Annotated in this window: 14 protein-coding genes and 2 pseudogenes; 9 read left to right on the top strand and 7 right to left on the bottom strand. The window is 68.8% G+C overall.

From position 1 onward, the window contains the following. Positions 1 to 61: pseudogene (locus ACFU8W_RS44955) on the bottom strand (nuclear transport factor 2 family protein); the annotation flags it as partial. 573 nt (positions 62 to 634) lie between these two features. On the opposite strand from ACFU8W_RS44955, the gene ACFU8W_RS44950 reads away from it, so the two are divergent. From ACFU8W_RS44950 to ACFU8W_RS44930, 5 genes and pseudogenes are all read left to right on the top strand, one after another. Next, complete coding sequence (locus ACFU8W_RS44950) at positions 635 to 1,267, top strand: transcriptional regulator (RefSeq protein ID WP_384050878.1); 633 nt, start codon at positions 635 to 637, stop codon at positions 1,265 to 1,267. Between the two features lie 4 nt (positions 1,268 to 1,271). Next, entirely contained in the window at positions 1,272 to 1,709 is a 438-nt protein-coding gene (locus ACFU8W_RS44945; protein WP_384050872.1) for a RidA family protein, read from the top strand. Next, positions 1,618 to 2,681 (top strand): annotated as a pseudogene (locus ACFU8W_RS44940) (ornithine cyclodeaminase family protein). Before ACFU8W_RS44945 ends, ACFU8W_RS44940 begins: the two are co-directional and overlap by 92 nt. Continuing rightward, on the top strand, positions 2,678 to 3,847 hold the full coding sequence (locus tag ACFU8W_RS44935) for a DSD1 family PLP-dependent enzyme (RefSeq protein ID WP_384050869.1): 1,170 nt from the start codon (positions 2,678 to 2,680) through the stop codon (positions 3,845 to 3,847). Before ACFU8W_RS44940 ends, ACFU8W_RS44935 begins: the two are co-directional and overlap by 4 nt. A 70-nt stretch (positions 3,848 to 3,917) precedes the next feature. Continuing rightward, the gene (locus ACFU8W_RS44930) at positions 3,918 to 4,886 is read left to right on the top strand and encodes a pyridoxal-phosphate dependent enzyme (RefSeq protein ID WP_384050866.1); all 969 of its coding nucleotides are present in this window, start codon (positions 3,918 to 3,920) and stop codon (positions 4,884 to 4,886) included. A 134-nt stretch (positions 4,887 to 5,020) separates the two neighbouring features. Here ACFU8W_RS44930 and ACFU8W_RS44925 read toward each other — a convergent pair whose 3' ends face one another. Both ACFU8W_RS44925 and ACFU8W_RS44920 read right to left on the bottom strand, forming a co-directional pair. After that, positions 5,021 to 6,226, bottom strand: a complete 1,206-nt coding sequence (locus ACFU8W_RS44925; protein ID WP_384050863.1) for a hypothetical protein — start codon at positions 6,224 to 6,226, stop codon at positions 5,021 to 5,023. 554 nt (positions 6,227 to 6,780) lie between these two features. Beyond that, positions 6,781 to 9,972, bottom strand: coding sequence for a glycoside hydrolase N-terminal domain-containing protein (locus ACFU8W_RS44920; RefSeq protein ID WP_384050860.1), 3,192 nt, complete (start codon positions 9,970 to 9,972; stop codon positions 6,781 to 6,783). Here ACFU8W_RS44920 and ACFU8W_RS44915 point away from each other — a divergent pair. Continuing rightward, entirely contained in the window at positions 9,971 to 10,489 is a 519-nt protein-coding gene (locus ACFU8W_RS44915) for a hypothetical protein (protein ID WP_384050857.1), read from the top strand. The two genes, ACFU8W_RS44920 and ACFU8W_RS44915, sit on opposite strands and share 2 nt — an antisense overlap. A 439-nt stretch (positions 10,490 to 10,928) precedes the next feature. Here ACFU8W_RS44915 and ACFU8W_RS44910 read toward each other — a convergent pair whose 3' ends face one another. The 3 genes from ACFU8W_RS44910 to ACFU8W_RS44900 all read right to left on the bottom strand — a co-directional run bounded on the left by ACFU8W_RS44910 (position 10,929) and on the right by ACFU8W_RS44900 (position 13,658). After that, positions 10,929 to 11,390: an RHS repeat-associated core domain-containing protein gene (locus ACFU8W_RS44910; RefSeq protein ID WP_384050854.1), complete on the bottom strand. Its 462-nt coding sequence runs from the start codon at positions 11,388 to 11,390 to the stop codon at positions 10,929 to 10,931. A 281-nt stretch (positions 11,391 to 11,671) separates the two neighbouring features. After that, positions 11,672 to 12,514, bottom strand: coding sequence for an alpha/beta fold hydrolase (locus ACFU8W_RS44905; RefSeq protein WP_384050851.1), 843 nt, complete (start codon positions 12,512 to 12,514; stop codon positions 11,672 to 11,674). 46 nt (positions 12,515 to 12,560) lie between these two features. After that, complete coding sequence (locus ACFU8W_RS44900; protein WP_384050848.1) at positions 12,561 to 13,658, bottom strand: integrase core domain-containing protein; 1,098 nt, start codon at positions 13,656 to 13,658, stop codon at positions 12,561 to 12,563. A gap of 163 nt (positions 13,659 to 13,821) precedes the next feature. On the opposite strand from ACFU8W_RS44900, the gene ACFU8W_RS44895 reads away from it, so the two are divergent. The 3 genes from ACFU8W_RS44895 to ACFU8W_RS44885 are packed head-to-tail and all read left to right on the top strand — an operon-like array spanning position 13,822 to position 14,555. Then, positions 13,822 to 14,109 (top strand): winged helix-turn-helix domain-containing protein, encoded by a 288-nt coding sequence (locus tag ACFU8W_RS44895; RefSeq protein WP_384050845.1) that lies wholly within the window; start codon positions 13,822 to 13,824, stop codon positions 14,107 to 14,109. Beyond that, on the top strand, positions 14,106 to 14,333 hold the full coding sequence (locus ACFU8W_RS44890; RefSeq protein ID WP_384050842.1) for a hypothetical protein: 228 nt from the start codon (positions 14,106 to 14,108) through the stop codon (positions 14,331 to 14,333). The genes ACFU8W_RS44895 and ACFU8W_RS44890 overlap by 4 nt, the downstream gene beginning before the upstream one ends. Positions 14,334 to 14,339: 6 nt before the next feature. Continuing rightward, entirely contained in the window at positions 14,340 to 14,555 is a 216-nt protein-coding gene (locus ACFU8W_RS44885; protein ID WP_384050839.1) for a transposase, read from the top strand. 113 nt (positions 14,556 to 14,668) lie between these two features. Here ACFU8W_RS44885 and ACFU8W_RS44880 read toward each other — a convergent pair whose 3' ends face one another. Continuing rightward, complete coding sequence (locus ACFU8W_RS44880) at positions 14,669 to 15,217, bottom strand: nuclear transport factor 2 family protein (RefSeq protein WP_384050836.1); 549 nt, start codon at positions 15,215 to 15,217, stop codon at positions 14,669 to 14,671. Between the last annotated feature and the right edge of the window lie 142 nt (positions 15,218 to 15,359).

Raw genomic sequence — 15,359 nt, 5'->3', positions numbered from 1 at the left:
CCGAGGCGTTAAACGCGGAGATGAACGTGTCGATCGCGGAGCGTGCCGTCTCTTCCTGCATGCCCCAGTAATACCAGCCGTTGCGCGTGCGCTCGTCCCGCGAGCCGCCTTCCGATCACGGTGGACCATCCCGGTCACAGCACTAGCCAGTCGGCGGGCAGCACGTACGCGCCCTCCACCTGGACCGTCCGTGCGAGGTAGGAACGCCCGTCTGCGCGCTCCCCTCCACCTGGCTGCTCGATGACTACACCTCTGCCGTGCTGCAGACCGGGGGGTGGCAGTACGGACGTTCCTACGGGCGAAGCGGCATCGGTCTGCCTCCGTCCTGGTCGGCCGGCACCGGCCAGCCCTAGCACTGGACGAGAACTCTAGAAATAGATAGATTGTCTGTATAGAGCTAGACGAAAAATCCGAGAAGATTGGATGCCGGTCCCTGCGCATGATCGCAGGCCTGGCGAGAGCGAACCGCTGCAGCGCCTGAGTGACTGCACTAAGCACCGGGCGGAAGCAGGATCAGGAGATGAGCGGCAGTGACACCACTACGGAGGGCCGGGCGATGACCGCGGAAGGCAACCGCCACGTGAGGGGCCAGGACGGCACGCAGCTACGGGACGGGCGACCCCCAGGGCCGGCGATGTCCGGGGCGCCGGAGGACGAGCACCTCTTGGCCGAGGCCGAGAAGATCGCCCAGGCGCTGGGCCGCATGTTCCCCGGCATCTGCGAGGTCGTGCTGCACGACCTGCGCGATCCGGACCACGCCATCCGCTTTATCGAGAACAACCTGTCGGGACGCCAGGTGGGAGAGTCCGCCACGGAACTGGGTCTCGCCCGTATCAGGGACCCGCACTACCCCAGCGTCATCCAGAACTACGCCAACCAGTTCCCCGACGGACGCCCCGCGAAGAGCACCTCGATCGGGATCAAGAACGCCGCCGGGCAGTACATCGCCGCCCTCTGCCTGAACCTGGACATCTCCACGCTCTCGCCCATCACACTGACACTGTCGAACCTCGTCGCGACCGATCCCGAGAACCGCGACGTCCAGCTCGAGAGGCTGAGCGACCGGAGCCGCCGAGAACTGCGCGAAGTCATCGAGACAGCGGCCGCCGAGCGCTCCACAACCCCACGAGCCCTGCCCCGGGAAGCGAAGAAGGACCTTGTACGACGCCTGTACGAGGACGGCTACTTCGACACCCGCAACGCCGCCCAGACCATCGCCGACCTCCTCGGCATCTCCCGAGCCAGCGTTTACTCCTACACGAAGTGAGACGATGACCACCAGCGAGATCACCACGGGGAACGACCGCCCCCACACAGGCGGCACCCCCGCGATCGACACGTTCGACAGCCCGCAGCTGGCACCGCCGGCAGGCCACTACTCGCACATCGCCACCCACCGCGGCGTGGCCTACATCTCCGGCCAGCTCCCCGTGACACCCGACGGCTCCCCCCTGGCCGACGAGCCGTTCGAGGTCCAGGCGCGCCAAGTGCTCAGCAACCTCGATGCATGCCTGGCCACAGCAGGCACCAGCTGCGACAAGTTGATCTCGGTCACCGTCTACGTGACCGACATCGGTGACTGGCCGGCCTTCGACCAGGTGTACAAGGAGTGGCTCGGTGCGAGCAGGCCCGCGCGGGCCGTCGCCGGCGCCAGGGAGCTGCACTACGGGTCCGCGGTGGAGGTGCACGCAGTTGCAGCCCTCGACTGACCGCCACCCTGTGCCGAGCGCGGACCGGCTGCCGGGACCGTCCGGCCTGCTGTACATCACTGAGCAGCAGACCGCCGCGCTGGTGGATGAGTCCCTCGCGCTCGACGCGGCCCGCGCCGCGTTCGCCGCCACCGTGGACGCTGCCGTCCTGCCCAGCCTTGTCGTGCATGGATCCGACCCGCGTAATCGGTTCAGCCTCAAGCCGTCCGCCTCCGCGACCCATGCGGGGGTGAAGATCGGTACCTTCTGGCCGGACAACCCCGCGCAGGGGCTGCCGCGGCACCACTCCACCCTGCTGCTGTTCGACCAGACCATCGGCAGGATCGCGGCCGTCCTGGAGGTCGGGACCGCGAACGCCTACCGGACCGCTGCCGCCGACGCCCTGGCCGTGGACCTCCTTGCCCGCACCGACGCCTCAACCCTGGCCGTTTTCGGCACCGGGCACCAGGCCGCCTACGAGGTCCGGGCCGTCAGCCGCGTACGGCCATCAGCACGGTGCTGGTCGTGGGACGGGACAAGGACCGCGCCGGCTGGCTGGCCGCACAGTTGGCCGCAGAAGGCCACGACGCGCAGACCATCAGCGCCGAGGAAGCCTGCGCACGGGCCGACGTCATCGTCACCGCCACCACCGCCCAGGCCGACACGCCGCCCCTGTTCGAGGCCGACTGGGTCCGCCCCGGCACCCACATCTCCTTCATGGGCGCCGACGCCCCCGGCAAGCGGGAACTTGCGCCCGAACTGTTCGCCCGCGCCCGCGTCTTGTGCGATCTTCCTGAGCAGGCCCGGCGCATGGGCGAGAGCCAGCACGCCCCACAGTGCACTGTGCTCACCGCGCTCGGCGACGTCCTCACCGGGGGCGCCCCGGGACGGGGCGGCAACGACGACATCACGCTCTTCGACAGCTCCGGGATCGGTCTGCAGGACCTCTACCTGGGCCTGGTCCTCCTCAAGAAGATGGACGTAACCCTGTGAACACCGCCCTGCCCCCGGCCCCCGTGACGACGCTGGCCGACCCCGACACCCCGTTCGCTGTCGTCGACGTGCACAAGGCCCTGCGCAACATCGAACGACTGGCGAGGCGGGCCGACCAACTTGGGGTCACCCTGCGGCCGCACGTGAAGACGGCCAAGAGCCTCGACATCGCCGCCCTGATACACGGCGGCGCCCCGTGTCCGGTCACCGTCTCCACCCTCGCCGAGGCCGAGGCGTTCGCCGACGGCGGCTACACCGACATCACGTACGCCGTCGGCATCGACCCGCACAAGCTGCCCCGCGTCATCGCCCTCCTGCGCCGCGGCGTCACCCTGCGCGTCCTGCTCGACAGCCGCGAACAGGCCGCCTTCGTCGCCGACGCCGCCCGCGAAGCCGGTCTCGCCGTCCCGGCGCAGATCGAGATCGACTGCGACGGCCACCGCGGCGGCCTCAAGGCCAACGCTCCAGGACTCGTCGACATCGGCCGCATCCTGCACGAGGCCGGATGCCTCGACGGCGTTCTGACCCACGCGGGCGAGTCCTACTTCGCCTACACCCCGGAAGACCAGCGGCTGGCAGCCAAGAACGAACGCGACACCGCGGTCGCTGCAGCGGAGCGGCTGCGCGCCGCCGGGCTGCCCGTCGGCACGGTCAGCGTCGGCTCCACACCGACCGCACACGCGGCCGAGGACCTCACCGGCGTCACCGAACTGCGCGCCGGCAACTACGTCTTCTTCGACCTCGTCATGGCCGGTCTGGGCGTCTGCCGCGTGGAGGACCTCGCCCTGTCGGTGGTCGTGACCGTCATCGGCCACCGCCCCGAGTACGGCTGGATCGTCACCGACGGCGGATGGATGGCCATGTCCCGGGACCGCGGCACCGCCGGCCAGGCCCAGGACCAGGGCTACGGCCTCGTCCTCGACCTGGCCGGAAACCCGATCCCGAACCTGGTCATGAGCGCGGCGAGCCAGGAGCACGGCACCCTCACCGCCCGCGACGGCGCCGACCTGCCCGATCTGCCGGTCGGCACCCGGCTGCGCATCCTGCCCAACCACGCGTGCGCCACCGCTGCCCAGCACCGCGATTACCACGTCATCGACAGCACCCGGCCCACGGACCCCGCGCCCACCATCCAGGCCAACTGGGAACGCATCACCGGCTGGTGACCAGCAACAGGACCGCCCTCACCCTGCCGCCCGACTCGCCCTCCCTCCCCGGCCTGCTCAAGGACCCTCCATGACCACTGCCTTGCCCGTGACCTTCGACGACGTCCGCGGCGCCGCTGCCCGCCTCAACGGCATCGCCCACCGCACCCCCGTGCTGACCTCCCGGACTCTCAACTCCCGGGTCGGCGCGGAGGTGTTCATCAAGTGCGAGAACTTCCAGCGCATCGGCGCGTTCAAGTTCCGCGGCGCCTACAACGCCGCCGCGCAGCTGCCCCCCGAGCAGCTGGGCAAAGGCATCGCCGCCTACTCCTCCGGTAACCACGCCCAGGCCACCGCACTGGCCGCCCGGGAACTGGGCACCAGCGCCGTCATCCTGATGCCCGAGGACGCCCCCCGCTCCAAGCGGGAAGCAACCGTCGGCTACGGCGCGGAAGTCGTCACCTACGACCGCTACACCCAGGACCGCACCGCGCTCGGCGAGGCGCTCGCCGCCGAACGCGACCTGGCGCTCATCCCTCCCTACGACCACCCGCACGTCATCGCGGGCCAGGGCACCGCAGCCCTGGAACTCCTGGAGGAAACCGGGGAACTGGACGCTCTCATCGCACCCGTCGGGGGTGGGGGCCTCATGGCCGGCAGCGCCATCACCGCCAAGACGTTGCACCCCGGCATCCACGTCGTCGGTGTCGAACCCGACACCGGCGACGACACCAAGCGCTCCCTGGAAGCCGGCGAGCGCATCACCATCCCCGTGCCCCGCACCCTCGCCGACGGACAGGCCCTCCCCACCCCCGGTGAGATCACCTTCGGCATCAACCAGCAGCTCGTGGAGGGCATCGCCCTCGTCAGCGACGATGAGATCCGAGGCGCCATGCGTTTCGCCTTCGAACGACTCAAGATCGTCCTCGAACCCAGCGGTGCAACCGCCCTGGCCGCGCTCCTCGCCGGGCACATCGACAACCGCCCCCGGCGGATCGGTGTCATCGCCTCCGGAGGAAACATCAACACCCAGCGATTCACCGACATCATCAACGGCTGACAGACCCTGCTCCAGCACGTAAGTCCCCAGCGGCGGCGGCTTCGGCGTCGGTCATGAGCAGCGCCTGCCGACAGCCGCCCGATGCCTGCTCCCTGGACTTCGGCAGGATCGTCCAAGGCGCGGTGCCGGGGGTCTCAGCTGTCCCCGGCGCTCTTGGCGGAGGGTGGCAGTGCCAGATCGAGCAAGGCGTCGATGGTCTTGCCGTCCAGTTCGCTGTCGAGGTGGAGGGATTGCCGCAGGAGACGGCCGACCTTCTCGGGAGGAAGCGCGAGACGCAGGCGGGCGGTCAGGCAGATCTCGCCGAGGAGTCCCGGCGTGTGGCCCGGTTCCCGCTGGATGTACCAGTCGAGGAGTTTTACCACGTCGGTCCTGATGTCTCCGAGAGAAACTTCGCCCTTCCCCCATTCCCGGGCGTTCTCGACGTCTTGGGCGAGGCCGCCGATGACAGCCTCGATCAGCGTCGTGCGCAGCGCTGAGACGGGAATCAGGCTGTTGGGGCCTTCGGTGAGGGCGACCGCTGGCCACCAGGCGAGGGTTGCGGCGGTCTCTTCAAGGCTCGCTTTTGTGAGCCCGAGGCGTCGCTTCCCGCTCCGGCTGTCCTCGAGACTGTGGCGGATTATCTCTGTCAGGTGGTTGTGGTCGGCGACGAGTCCGCATGGCTGGTCGGTACCGAAAGCCGTGGTACTGGCGAGAAGGGCCTGCGGCCCATGGGCGCTGCGGTGTTGCTCGGCCCAGTCCCGGGCGACAGGTTCCGACCAGCGCGGGCCGTTGGGTGTTTCGGTCTGAGGACCGGGCAGATCGCGGCGTCCTCGTTCGGGGTGGGGCAGATCGTCCGGTGCCACGCCCGCGATCTTCGCCAGGCCGGCCCGGTCGACGAAGTGAGCTGGCTCGAGTTCCGGCGCCTGCAGGTCGACGACGCACTGATCGAGCGGCTTGGAGTCGTGCAGGCGCCGCTCGGCCCATAGGGCGAGATGGTCGCGCCAGTTGGGCAGCGGCTCCTTCGACGCGGTGAAGGCGGAGATCTTCGCGACGCGGGCGTTGTCCGGTGTGCCGGGATGGGACAGGAGGTCCGCGGCAGTGACGGTGATGGCGTCCTGAACAGGACGGGCGTCGTAGCGTTCGAAGGCACGGTCCACGACCTGGCTGGGCCGGTGCCAGGCGGTGCCGTCCCACCAGTAGCCGCCGTGCCGGTAGAGGAATCCGCTGTGCCCGTACATCCACTCGTGGTGGAGGTCGCTCGTATCCTGGTCACGGATCAGCAGAACGGTACGGCCGTGCTCGGGGTGGTGGTGAACGGCCCACGCGTACACGGGGTTCTTCGGTTCGGTAGCAAAGGCCACCTAGCCACCGCCGGGTAAGGAGTCAGTGCGGCCCCACAGGCCTTCGCCCTGGTTCCGGCCGGTCCGCTCGATCGCGTCGGGGTTGTCCAGGGGCAGCCGCTCGTCGTTGATGAACGGCAGGCCCGGAACAGGATGATCGGTGCGCAGACCGTTGGCGACCGGATGAATCAGACTTACGACGGCTTCTCCCCTTTTGCGGCACTCAGGCCCCCAGGCGGCATACGCCGGGGGTGCTCCCCCATCCCTGCAACACAGCAGGTGCCGTCAAACCCGGCAGCAGGCACCGGGCTCATGCAGTCCGAGCCCGGGCCCACCTCACGTTACGAATACCTCCGACCGGGATGATCGACAGACGTGGATCGAGGCCGGTCCACCCCTGGCTGATCAGATAGTCGGACATGCGCATCAACGGCCACACCAGCGTTCATGCGCGAGGTTGTTAGGACCATTGGGGAGGGGGCCGTTCCGCGCTATTCATCCGATGGCACGCCCTGGGCCCGTGGTCGCCGGACAGCGTCCACGGGCTCAGGTCGGGGAGTGGTGCGCGCCTTGGGTCAGTTACCGCGGCACGGTTTCACCGGCTTGACCCGCACCTCCTTGCCGTTGACGCGGACGATGACGGTGCCCTGGTCGCGTGCCCGGTCGGCCACGATCGTGAAGTCCGTGACGCGCCCGCCGCGCCAGGTGCAGCTGACCTCGTGGCCGCCGCGGGCACGCAGACCCTTGAACGAGCCGTCGGCCCAGTCCTTCGGCAGCGCCGGCAAGAGGTGGATGACCTTCTCGTGGCTCTGCAGGAGCATCTCGGCGATCGCACCGGTGATGCCGAAGTTGCCGTCCATCTGGAACGGCGGGATCTTGGCGAAGAGATTCGTATGCGTGTTGTACCGCAGGAGACCCCGGAGCATGTACCTCGCCCGCTCGCCGTCACCAAGACGCGCGAACAGCGCCGCCCGCCAGGGCCAGGTCCACGACCCCCGGCTCTCACCGGAGACGGTGGCCTCGCTGAACGGGACCCCCTCGCGCTCGCCACACCGCGCCTTGAGCGAGACGAGAGCGGCTGCCGCAAGGTCGGGCGACGCGTCGGGCGTGATCTGGCGGCCCGGGAACGCCGCGAACAGATGGGACGTGTGGCGGTGGATGTCCTTCGGGTCGTCACGGTCGGTCTGCCACTCCTGGAGCTGGCCCCACCGGCCGATCTTGTTGGGCGCGAGCCGCGACTGCATGTCGGCGATGGTGGCCCGGTACTCGGGGTCGACGTCGATCGCCGCCGCGCAGTCGAGGTAGTTCTGGAAGAGGTCCCAGATGATCTGCTGGTCGTACATCACGCCGTCTTCGTGCGGGCCGTGCTCGGGCGACCACCCTTGGGGGGACACGAGCTGGCCGGCCTCGTTCTCAACGAGCCGGTCCTCCCAGAACTGGCAGATCTCCTTGATCATCGGGTAGGCGACGCGGCGCAGGTAGGTGAGGTCCTGCGTGAAGGCCCAGTGCTCGTACAGGTGCTGCGCGTACCAGGCGCTGGCGACGGTGTTCCACTGCCAGGAATTGCCCCCGAAGATGCTCTGGCTCGTGCGTGCCGTCCAACCTCGGGTTTCGGCGCCGAAGGCGTTGCGGGTCGCGACGCGGCTCGGCACCGCTACCTGGCGCACGAACTCGATGAGTGCCTCATGGCTCTCGCTGAGGTTGGTCGTCTCCGCGCCCCAGTAGTTCATCTGGACGTTGATGTTCGTGTGGTAGTCCGACGCCCACGGGGGCTGGTTGCTGTCGTTCCAGAGCCCTTGGAGGTTGGCGGGCAGGCCGCCCGGTCTGGAAGAGCTGTGGAGCAGGTAGCGGCCGAGAACGAACATGCTCTGCTCGAGCCCGGGGTCGGACTTGCCGGCGCCGTAACGGGCGAGCCGTGTGTCTGTCGGGAGCGCGGTGACCTCGTCGTCGGTGCTCCCCCAGTTCACGGAGACGCGCTCGGCCATGGCGCCGGTCTCGGCGACGTGCGCCCTGCGCAGCTCCTTGTAGGACTGTTCGGCTGCGGTGTCGAGGGCTGCAGTGATGGCGGGCTGGGGGTCCGGCCCGCGCCACTTCGCGGCGGCGTCGAGCTTGTAGTCGGTGCGCGCGTCGAGGAGCAGGGTCATGCGCGTCGCCGATCGAACCCGGAGTTGGGAACCCGCGGCGGTCACGGAGCCGTCGGTGTCGGTCACCCGGAGGACGGCGGCATGCTTCAGGCCGTTTCCCATGGTGCCACGGAATCCGACGGTCCCCGCTGCGGCGTCGACCGACGCAGGCGCACCCTGCGCGGAGGCGAGGGTGATGTCGCAGTCGAGCGCGCCGGCGCGCTCGGCCTCGTAGCGCAGTACGAGCAGGTCGGCGGCTCGACTGGCGAACGCCTCCCGCAGGACCCGCTGCCCGGGGGAGCCGAACCACGTGGCGTGGATTCCGGACTCGGGGTCAAGTGCCCGGCGGTACTCGATCACCGGGCCCAGCTTCGCCGTGTCGAATTCGGTGCCGATGAGGCGGATCTCGGCAACGCGCACGACCGAGGATCCGGACCTCGGCCGCAGCGTCAAACGGTAGCTGGTGAACGCCCCAGGCGTGCCGACGGTGAACTGCCGGCGCTCACCGCGATCGAGTGCGGGTTGGACGTTGCGCTCGTCGAGCAGCGTCCACTCCTGGCCGTCGGTCGAGCCCTCGAGGGTCCACGAACCGGGGTCCTCCTCGGGAGTGTCCGGCGCAGCCGTCACGCTGTAGCCGGTGACCGTCGCAGCCGACGGCAGGTTGCCTTGCCACACCGCTCCGGCGGTCGCGTCGGCCGCTCGCCACACGGTGGAGCCGTCCCCGTCCACGCTCCGGGAGATGTCGTGCCCGTCACCGGCGCCGTCGGCGTGGCCGGAGGATGAGGAGACGTAGAGGAGGCGCCGTCCGCCGAGGTCGACCCCGGCGAGCGCAATCTCGGCCACCTGGAAGTGGCTCACCCCGGAGCGGGGTGTGAAGACGAGGCGGTAGAAACAGTAGGCAGTGCTGTTGGAGCAGGTGAACTCCTTGGTCTGGAGCCGACTCTCGAAAGGGCTGGGCAGCGACCGGGAGTCGAGCGTGGTCCACGCGGACCCGTCCGTCGAGCCCTGGAAGGTCCAGGTCTGGGGATCTCGGTCAGGGACGTCTTCGGCGCTCGTGAGCCGGTAGGTCGACACCGCGGCGGGTGCGGTGAGGGCGACCTGCCAGATCACCTCCTTCGGGGGGCCTTCGATGCACCATTTCGTCCGCAGGTCGCCGTCGACGGTCTTGTCCAAGCCCTGGGTCGCAGAGCTCATGTAAGGACCGCCGGGGGAGGTGACCTCGGGCCGGGCTCCGAAAGAGAGCGTGACGTCACCGAAGGCCCGGTAGGAACCGAAGCCGGTCATGCTCGTGTCGAAGACGTCGTCGGAGCGGCCGGCGAGGGCGTTGTCGTAATTGTTGACTCCGCCCCAGAGGCTCTGCTCGTTGAACTGGATCCGCTCGTGGTCGGGCTGGCCGAACAGCATGGCGCCGATCCGGCCGTTGCCTATCGGCAGCGCCTGGGACTGCCAGTCTGTGGCGGGGAGCCGGTACCAGAGGGAGTGGCGGGCGAGCGAGGGTGGACGCACCGACACCAGCGCGGCCGGCCCGAAGGCGGTCGGTGCCGCGGATGCCGGCGCCGAGGTGAGGTTGCTGACGAGAGGGGTCAGGGCCAGTGCGCCACCGAGTCGCAGGACTCGGCGCCGGTTGGGTTGGTACGGGGCCATGGACGAACTCCTGGGGCTCATTGATCGGGCCTATTCGGACGAAATATCGATAATGGGCACATGTGATGCGCCTTCAGTTCAATCCGCCGGGCGACTGACGGGAGAAAGGTTGGATGCCTACACCCAGCGCCGGATTCCGCGTGAGTACGAACTGCGTAAGCACGCCGCGGAGTTGAAGACGCGGGGGCTGGGGTCGCAGGCCGCGCAGCAGCCGATCAAGAAGGTCCGCGACGACTACACGACGTCGAAGGCGAACATCAAGGCGGAGAACCTCGGCAAGCCGGGCTTCAAGCGCCGGATCAAGGCCGAGTCGAGGCCGATCACCTTCGGTCCGAGGCTGCTCCCGGCCCGGATGGTGATCTACCTTGACGCACCAGAGGGTCTCTCTCCGGCAGCGAGGACAGCGCGACCAGCGACGCCCCGGCACGCAATACGCCACGACGCGACATACCACCCTTGTCCTCGACGGGGGTTGGGCAGGGAAACGAGGGGACATGGCGCGCGCGTCCTTCTTTGAAGGCAGAGGCTTGGTCGTCCAGCTGCGGCAGTGCGGAGGCTGGGCAACAGTGCAGCGGCACGGGCGGACCCTGTCAACGAGTTGAACCGAATTTCCTATATTTTTCTGCTCGCTCCATCGAGTGATGCGTTCGATCCATCGGGGGTCGCAGTCGTCCCCCGGAAGGCTGACCCAATGCCGGTACCGCTTCAGACGCGGCCCGTCACTGCACGTCATACCGCCTGGATGAGGTCGAGCCCGCCCAACTCCCTCGATCACGTCGGCAGTCCGCACGGGGGTGAGCCGCCCCACGGGGCTTGACGACGCCATCCCTGGCCCACCATCACCTCATCAATTTCCTATATTATTTTGAGAGGTGGGGGCATGCGTCTCCGGACCAGAGCTGTGCAGCCAGGAGTTCTCGCCGCCGCGGTCCTGATGGGCTCCGCGGCATGCACCCTCAAGACCTCGGACGAGCCCCGCCTCTAGGAACGCCGGGGGTAGTGCTCTGGCCTCCCCCTCCGCCGCCGGGACGCGGCTCGTTGTGGCCGGTGCCGTCGTCGAGCCACATGCCGGTGGGATCGGCGTGGGTGACGGGGTTGTTGTCGGCGTAGGTGTAGCCGTTGAGGGACTGGGGGTCGGTGGTGTCGAGGACGGGGTCGACGCTGATGAATTGGCCGGTGGTGGGGTCGTATTCGCGGGCGCCGATGTGGGTGAGGCCGGTTGCGGTGTCGGCCGGTTTGCCAAGGAAGGCCTTGTCGTCGGGCCAGGTGCCCGTGGAGGTGCCGCGGGGGGCACCGAATGGGGTGGTGTAGCGCTTGCTGATCGCCTGGGTGGTGCTGTCCAGGGACAGGCTGGAGGTGCCGTGCTGGTCGCCGGCGAGGAAGGAGAGCTTCTCGGTGCCGGTCTGGTTGGTGCGCACGGCGATGGTGGAGCCGGCCGCGCTGTAGTAGCGGCTGGCCCAGGTCTTGCCGGCTTTGGTGTGGACTTCGGTGTTGCCGAGGTGGGCCGCGCTTCCGTGATGACTACGACGTTCGACGTGGAGCGCTGACGGCAGAAGCCGTGGGTTTACGGGACATGGATCGAGAGAAGCATCCTGGACAACCTCGGGTTGGAATCGTGCCGATCGCGGCGCGCGGGCGGATCGAGCCTCCGACGTCCACTGCTGCGTGGAGGCTGGACCCGCGCGGTACCCGCCGTTCCCTATCCGAGCGTGAGCATCGCCTCGGTGACCTCGCCGACCGCCGCATCGGGGATCGCAGTGGCGGCCTCCTTGAGGACGAGCAGCCGTGCCCCGGGGATCTCGCGCGCGATCGCCTCGCCGTTGCCGACGGGGAAGAACCGGTCGCGGCGGCCGTGGACGACGAGCGTGGGGACCTCGATCTCGGGCAGGCGCTCGCGCCAGCGGGGTTTGCAGTCGAGCCTGGAAAACACCATGCCGATCTGGTTGGCCATCTGGACCGGGGGTGCGGTGCCGGGCGTGCGGTCCCAGATGCGCGCGGCGATTGCGCGGGCGGCGACGGGGTCGTTGCCGAGGATCTCCGCGCCGGCGGCGGCGAACTCCGCTACCGCCTCGCGGTCGGTCCAATCGGGCATCGGGCGCGCGAACAGTCGGCTCATCGTTGCCTGGTCATGGTCGGGGAGGTCATCGTCGGGTGGGCCAGGGGCAACCGGGCGGGTGCCGACCAGGGTGAGCGCCGAGAACGCGTCCGGATGGTCGAGCACGGCCACCTGGGCGACCATCCCGCCGACGCCGATCCCCGCGAGGTGCGCGGGCCCCCCGCCGAGCACGCCGGCAAGGGCCGCCGCGTCGGCGGCGAGGCCGCGCAGGGTGTAGGCGGGCGCCTCCGGATCCGTCATCGTCGACTCCCCGCTGTCGCGCAGGTCGTAGCGCACCACGCGGCGCCCGCCGGCGGCGAGGCGCTCGCACAGCGCGTCGGGCCAGGAGAGCATCGTCGTCCCGCCCGCGAGCAGGACGAGTGGCGCGTCGTCGTCACCGAACGACTCGATGCCCAAGGCGATCTCATTGGCGTGGACCGTGGTCATCGGATCACCGGAAGCGTGCGCTTGCCGAGTACCTCATCCGTGCTGGTCAGGCCGCATGTTGGTACTCGTGGAGGGTGCCGCCGAGTCGCGTGCGTCTGCGTATGTCGAGACGCGCGATAGTGCCCGGATCTTCGATCGGAGCAGGTAGCGGATGGAGGGGGCGGGCATTCGCGATGCCCTGGTGCGGCCTGTGCTCGTTGTAGAAAGATTCGAACTCGCGCAGGGCATATAGGAGATGGCGCTGGTTCCAGATCAGTGTGCGGTCCAGCAGTTGTCGTCGGCAGGTTTGCACCCACCTCTCCATGATGGAGTTCATCCTTGGCATCTGAACGCCGCTGAGCACCACCTCGATGCCCGCTTCCTTGAGGACTGCGTCGAACAGCCCGGGGAACTTCCCGTCCCTGTCCCGGATCAAGAACCGCGCTCGGCAGCCCGCGTCCTCGAGGTCCATGACGAGGTTCTTCGCGGCCTGGACCACCCAGGCTGCGGACGGGTGAGCAGTGGCGCCCAGGATACGGACCCGGCGGTTGGCGTGCTCGATCACCGCGAACACGTATAGCCGCACCCCGGACAGGGTGACCGTTTCGAAGAAGTCGCAGGCCAGAAGGGCGTCGGCCTGGGAGCGCAGGAAGTCGCCCCAGGTGCCGGAGCTCCGTTCGGGCGCCGGGTCGATCCCGGCATCCTTGAGGATCTCCCATACCGTGGAAGCGGCAACCTTGATCCCCAGCACGAGCAGCTCACCGTGCACTCTCCTGTAGCCCCAGCTGGGATTTTCGCGCGCCAGGCGCAGCACCAGGGCTCTGATCGAGTGCACGGTCCGTGGCCGACCCGGGCGCTTCGGCCGAGACCGGGCCGCGTGGCGGCGTGCGACCAGGTCGCGATGCCATCGCATCACCGTCTCCGGGCGCGCCAGCAGCCGCATCCTGCGCAGCACATGCCGTGGCAGCCAATGCGGCAGCGCCGCCAGGAACGCCCGGTCGGTCGGGGTGAACCGCACCCTCTGCTTGCCGAGTTGGCGTTCCAGCACCGTGATCTGATGACGCAGGGCAAGGATCTCCGTGTCCTTGTCCCGGGCGCTCATCGGCAGCAGGCGCAGCAAGGCGAATGCGTTCGTCACGCCCAGGTAGGCCAGTCGTAGCAGCACGGTCGATCATCATGCCGCGCTGATCGACAGCCACGTGAGGGTGCCGGCGCGAGCGACCGCGGTCGACATCCCGCACACCGGCTACCACCAGGGCGGATGAGTTTTCGGCAAGGGCAGCGGCTACGACTGTCGGCTCGGCCCACACCTGCAGGCCAGGCTCGCGATGTGGCTTGATGAGGGGCCGGCCGCGCACGGCTGGGTGGACGGCCAGGTGTGGACCGCCGCCCGGGTGCGCACGCTGATCGGGCGGACGTTCCACCTCTCCTACAGCGTCTGCGGGGTCACTCGGCTGCTGCACCGCATGGGCTACAGCGTGCAGATGCCCGCCCGGCCCGCCGCCGAACGCGACGAGGACGCGATCACCGCATGGCGGGAGGTGACCTGGCCGGAGGTAAAACCCTCCGGGCGGCGACCGGCGCGTTCATCTGCTTCGAGGACGAAGCGGGCGTGACCGGTCGGCCGCCCAAGGGCCGCACCTGGGGCCGGCGCGGCATCACCCCGAGGGTCAAAGTGTCCGGCCGCAAGGGCGAGCGTCGCTCGCTGGGCGAGGCGGACTGCATCCGCCTGTTGGATGGCGCCCACCAACTGCTCAAGGCCCCGCTGATCGTGGTGTGGGACCGGCTGAGCACCCACACCTCCAAGACGATGAAGGCACTCGTTGCCGAGCGGGACTGACTGACGGTGGTCCTGCTGCCCGGGTATGCGCCCGACCTCAACCCGGTCGAGGGCCTATGGGCGCACATCAAACGGAGCCTGGCCAACCTGGCCGCCCGCACCCTCAGCGAGCTGGAGACTCTGCTCCGCAGGCGGCTCAAGGCGCTGCAGTACCGGCACGGCATCCTCGGCGGATTCCTCGCCGGAACCGGCCTCGCTCTCGACAGACCGGACGGACCCTAATACGCCGAAGTCAGTAACGTCGTTGGTGGTGATGTTGGGCTGTCGTCTGGCCGGGGTGGGCCGTGACCTCGATCGAGCGGACCGCGTATCCGCTCAATCGGCTGATGGCTGAATCAGGCCGGTGGCCGGCGTCTCCGTGGCGTCAGAGCCAGCTGGTTCAGCGGGAGAGCACCGTCCAGGACGTCCGACTGCTCCGTGATCACAGGGAGCCGCGCGACCAGGTCGGCGTCCAGCAGGCACGTCTGGGCGAGGACCGATGCCTGGTCCCAGTAGATGTGCTCGCTGTCGATGGCTCCGTCGCGGAACCCCACGACGGCGATGACGGGTACGCTGACGGCTCTCCCGGTCGGGTCCACGCCGGGCAGGACCCACGGGACCTCGATGTCGTGGGTGAAGGACACAACCATCTCGTCGACGATCCGGTCGCCCCCGACGGTGCGGGACACGGACCTCAGCGCAAAGTCCGCCGGGTTGCACCCGATGAACCAGCGCTCGTAGAAGTCCGCGACACTCTGGCGGCCCACGCCGCCCATCGCGGTCGGCACATGGACCACTGTGGGGCTGTCGGTCATCGTGCTCATCGTGGCCTGCAGGTCCAGCTGCACGAACTCGCCGTCCGTGTGCGCCACCCACACGCGCTCCATCGCAACACGATCAGACATGGGCGTCTTCCTCACCGAAGCACCGGTCGTCCCCGCCCCGACACTCAGTGTCGGGACAGAGGGTCCGGTACGCATCTCGAAGGTCGTCCGCACACCCCCGGCGGGCTTCAAGACCATCCCATGGCCTTTTAGGGCTCACCTC

Origin of the sequence: Streptomyces sp. NPDC057565 (assembly GCF_042801455.1) — a bacterium.
Taxonomy (GTDB): domain Bacteria; phylum Actinomycetota; class Actinomycetes; order Streptomycetales; family Streptomycetaceae; genus Streptomyces; species Streptomyces yanii.
Note: the sequence above shows the minus strand (reverse complement) of the source record. Positions and strands in the feature narration are given on the sequence as shown.

Bases quoted from the DNA above. Each gene is read 5' to 3' on its own strand.
- ACFU8W_RS44950 (WP_384050878.1), top strand. From the start codon at position 635: ATGTCCGGGGCGCCGGAGGACGAGCACCTCTTGGCCGAGGCCGAGAAG.
- ACFU8W_RS44945 (WP_384050872.1), top strand. From the start codon at position 1,272: ATGACCACCAGCGAGATCACCACGGGGAACGACCGCCCCCACACAGGC.
- ACFU8W_RS44930 (WP_384050866.1), top strand. From the start codon at position 3,918: ATGACCACTGCCTTGCCCGTGACCTTCGACGACGTCCGCGGCGCCGCT.
- ACFU8W_RS44915 (WP_384050857.1), top strand. From the start codon at position 9,971: ATGGACGAACTCCTGGGGCTCATTGATCGGGCCTATTCGGACGAAATA.
- ACFU8W_RS44920 (WP_384050860.1), bottom strand. From the start codon at position 9,972: ATGGCCCCGTACCAACCCAACCGGCGCCGAGTCCTGCGACTCGGTGGC.
- ACFU8W_RS44905 (WP_384050851.1), bottom strand. From the start codon at position 12,514: ATGACCACGGTCCACGCCAATGAGATCGCCTTGGGCATCGAGTCGTTC.
- ACFU8W_RS44895 (WP_384050845.1), top strand. From the start codon at position 13,822: ATGTGGCTTGATGAGGGGCCGGCCGCGCACGGCTGGGTGGACGGCCAG.
- ACFU8W_RS44880 (WP_384050836.1), bottom strand. From the start codon at position 15,217: ATGTCTGATCGTGTTGCGATGGAGCGCGTGTGGGTGGCGCACACGGAC.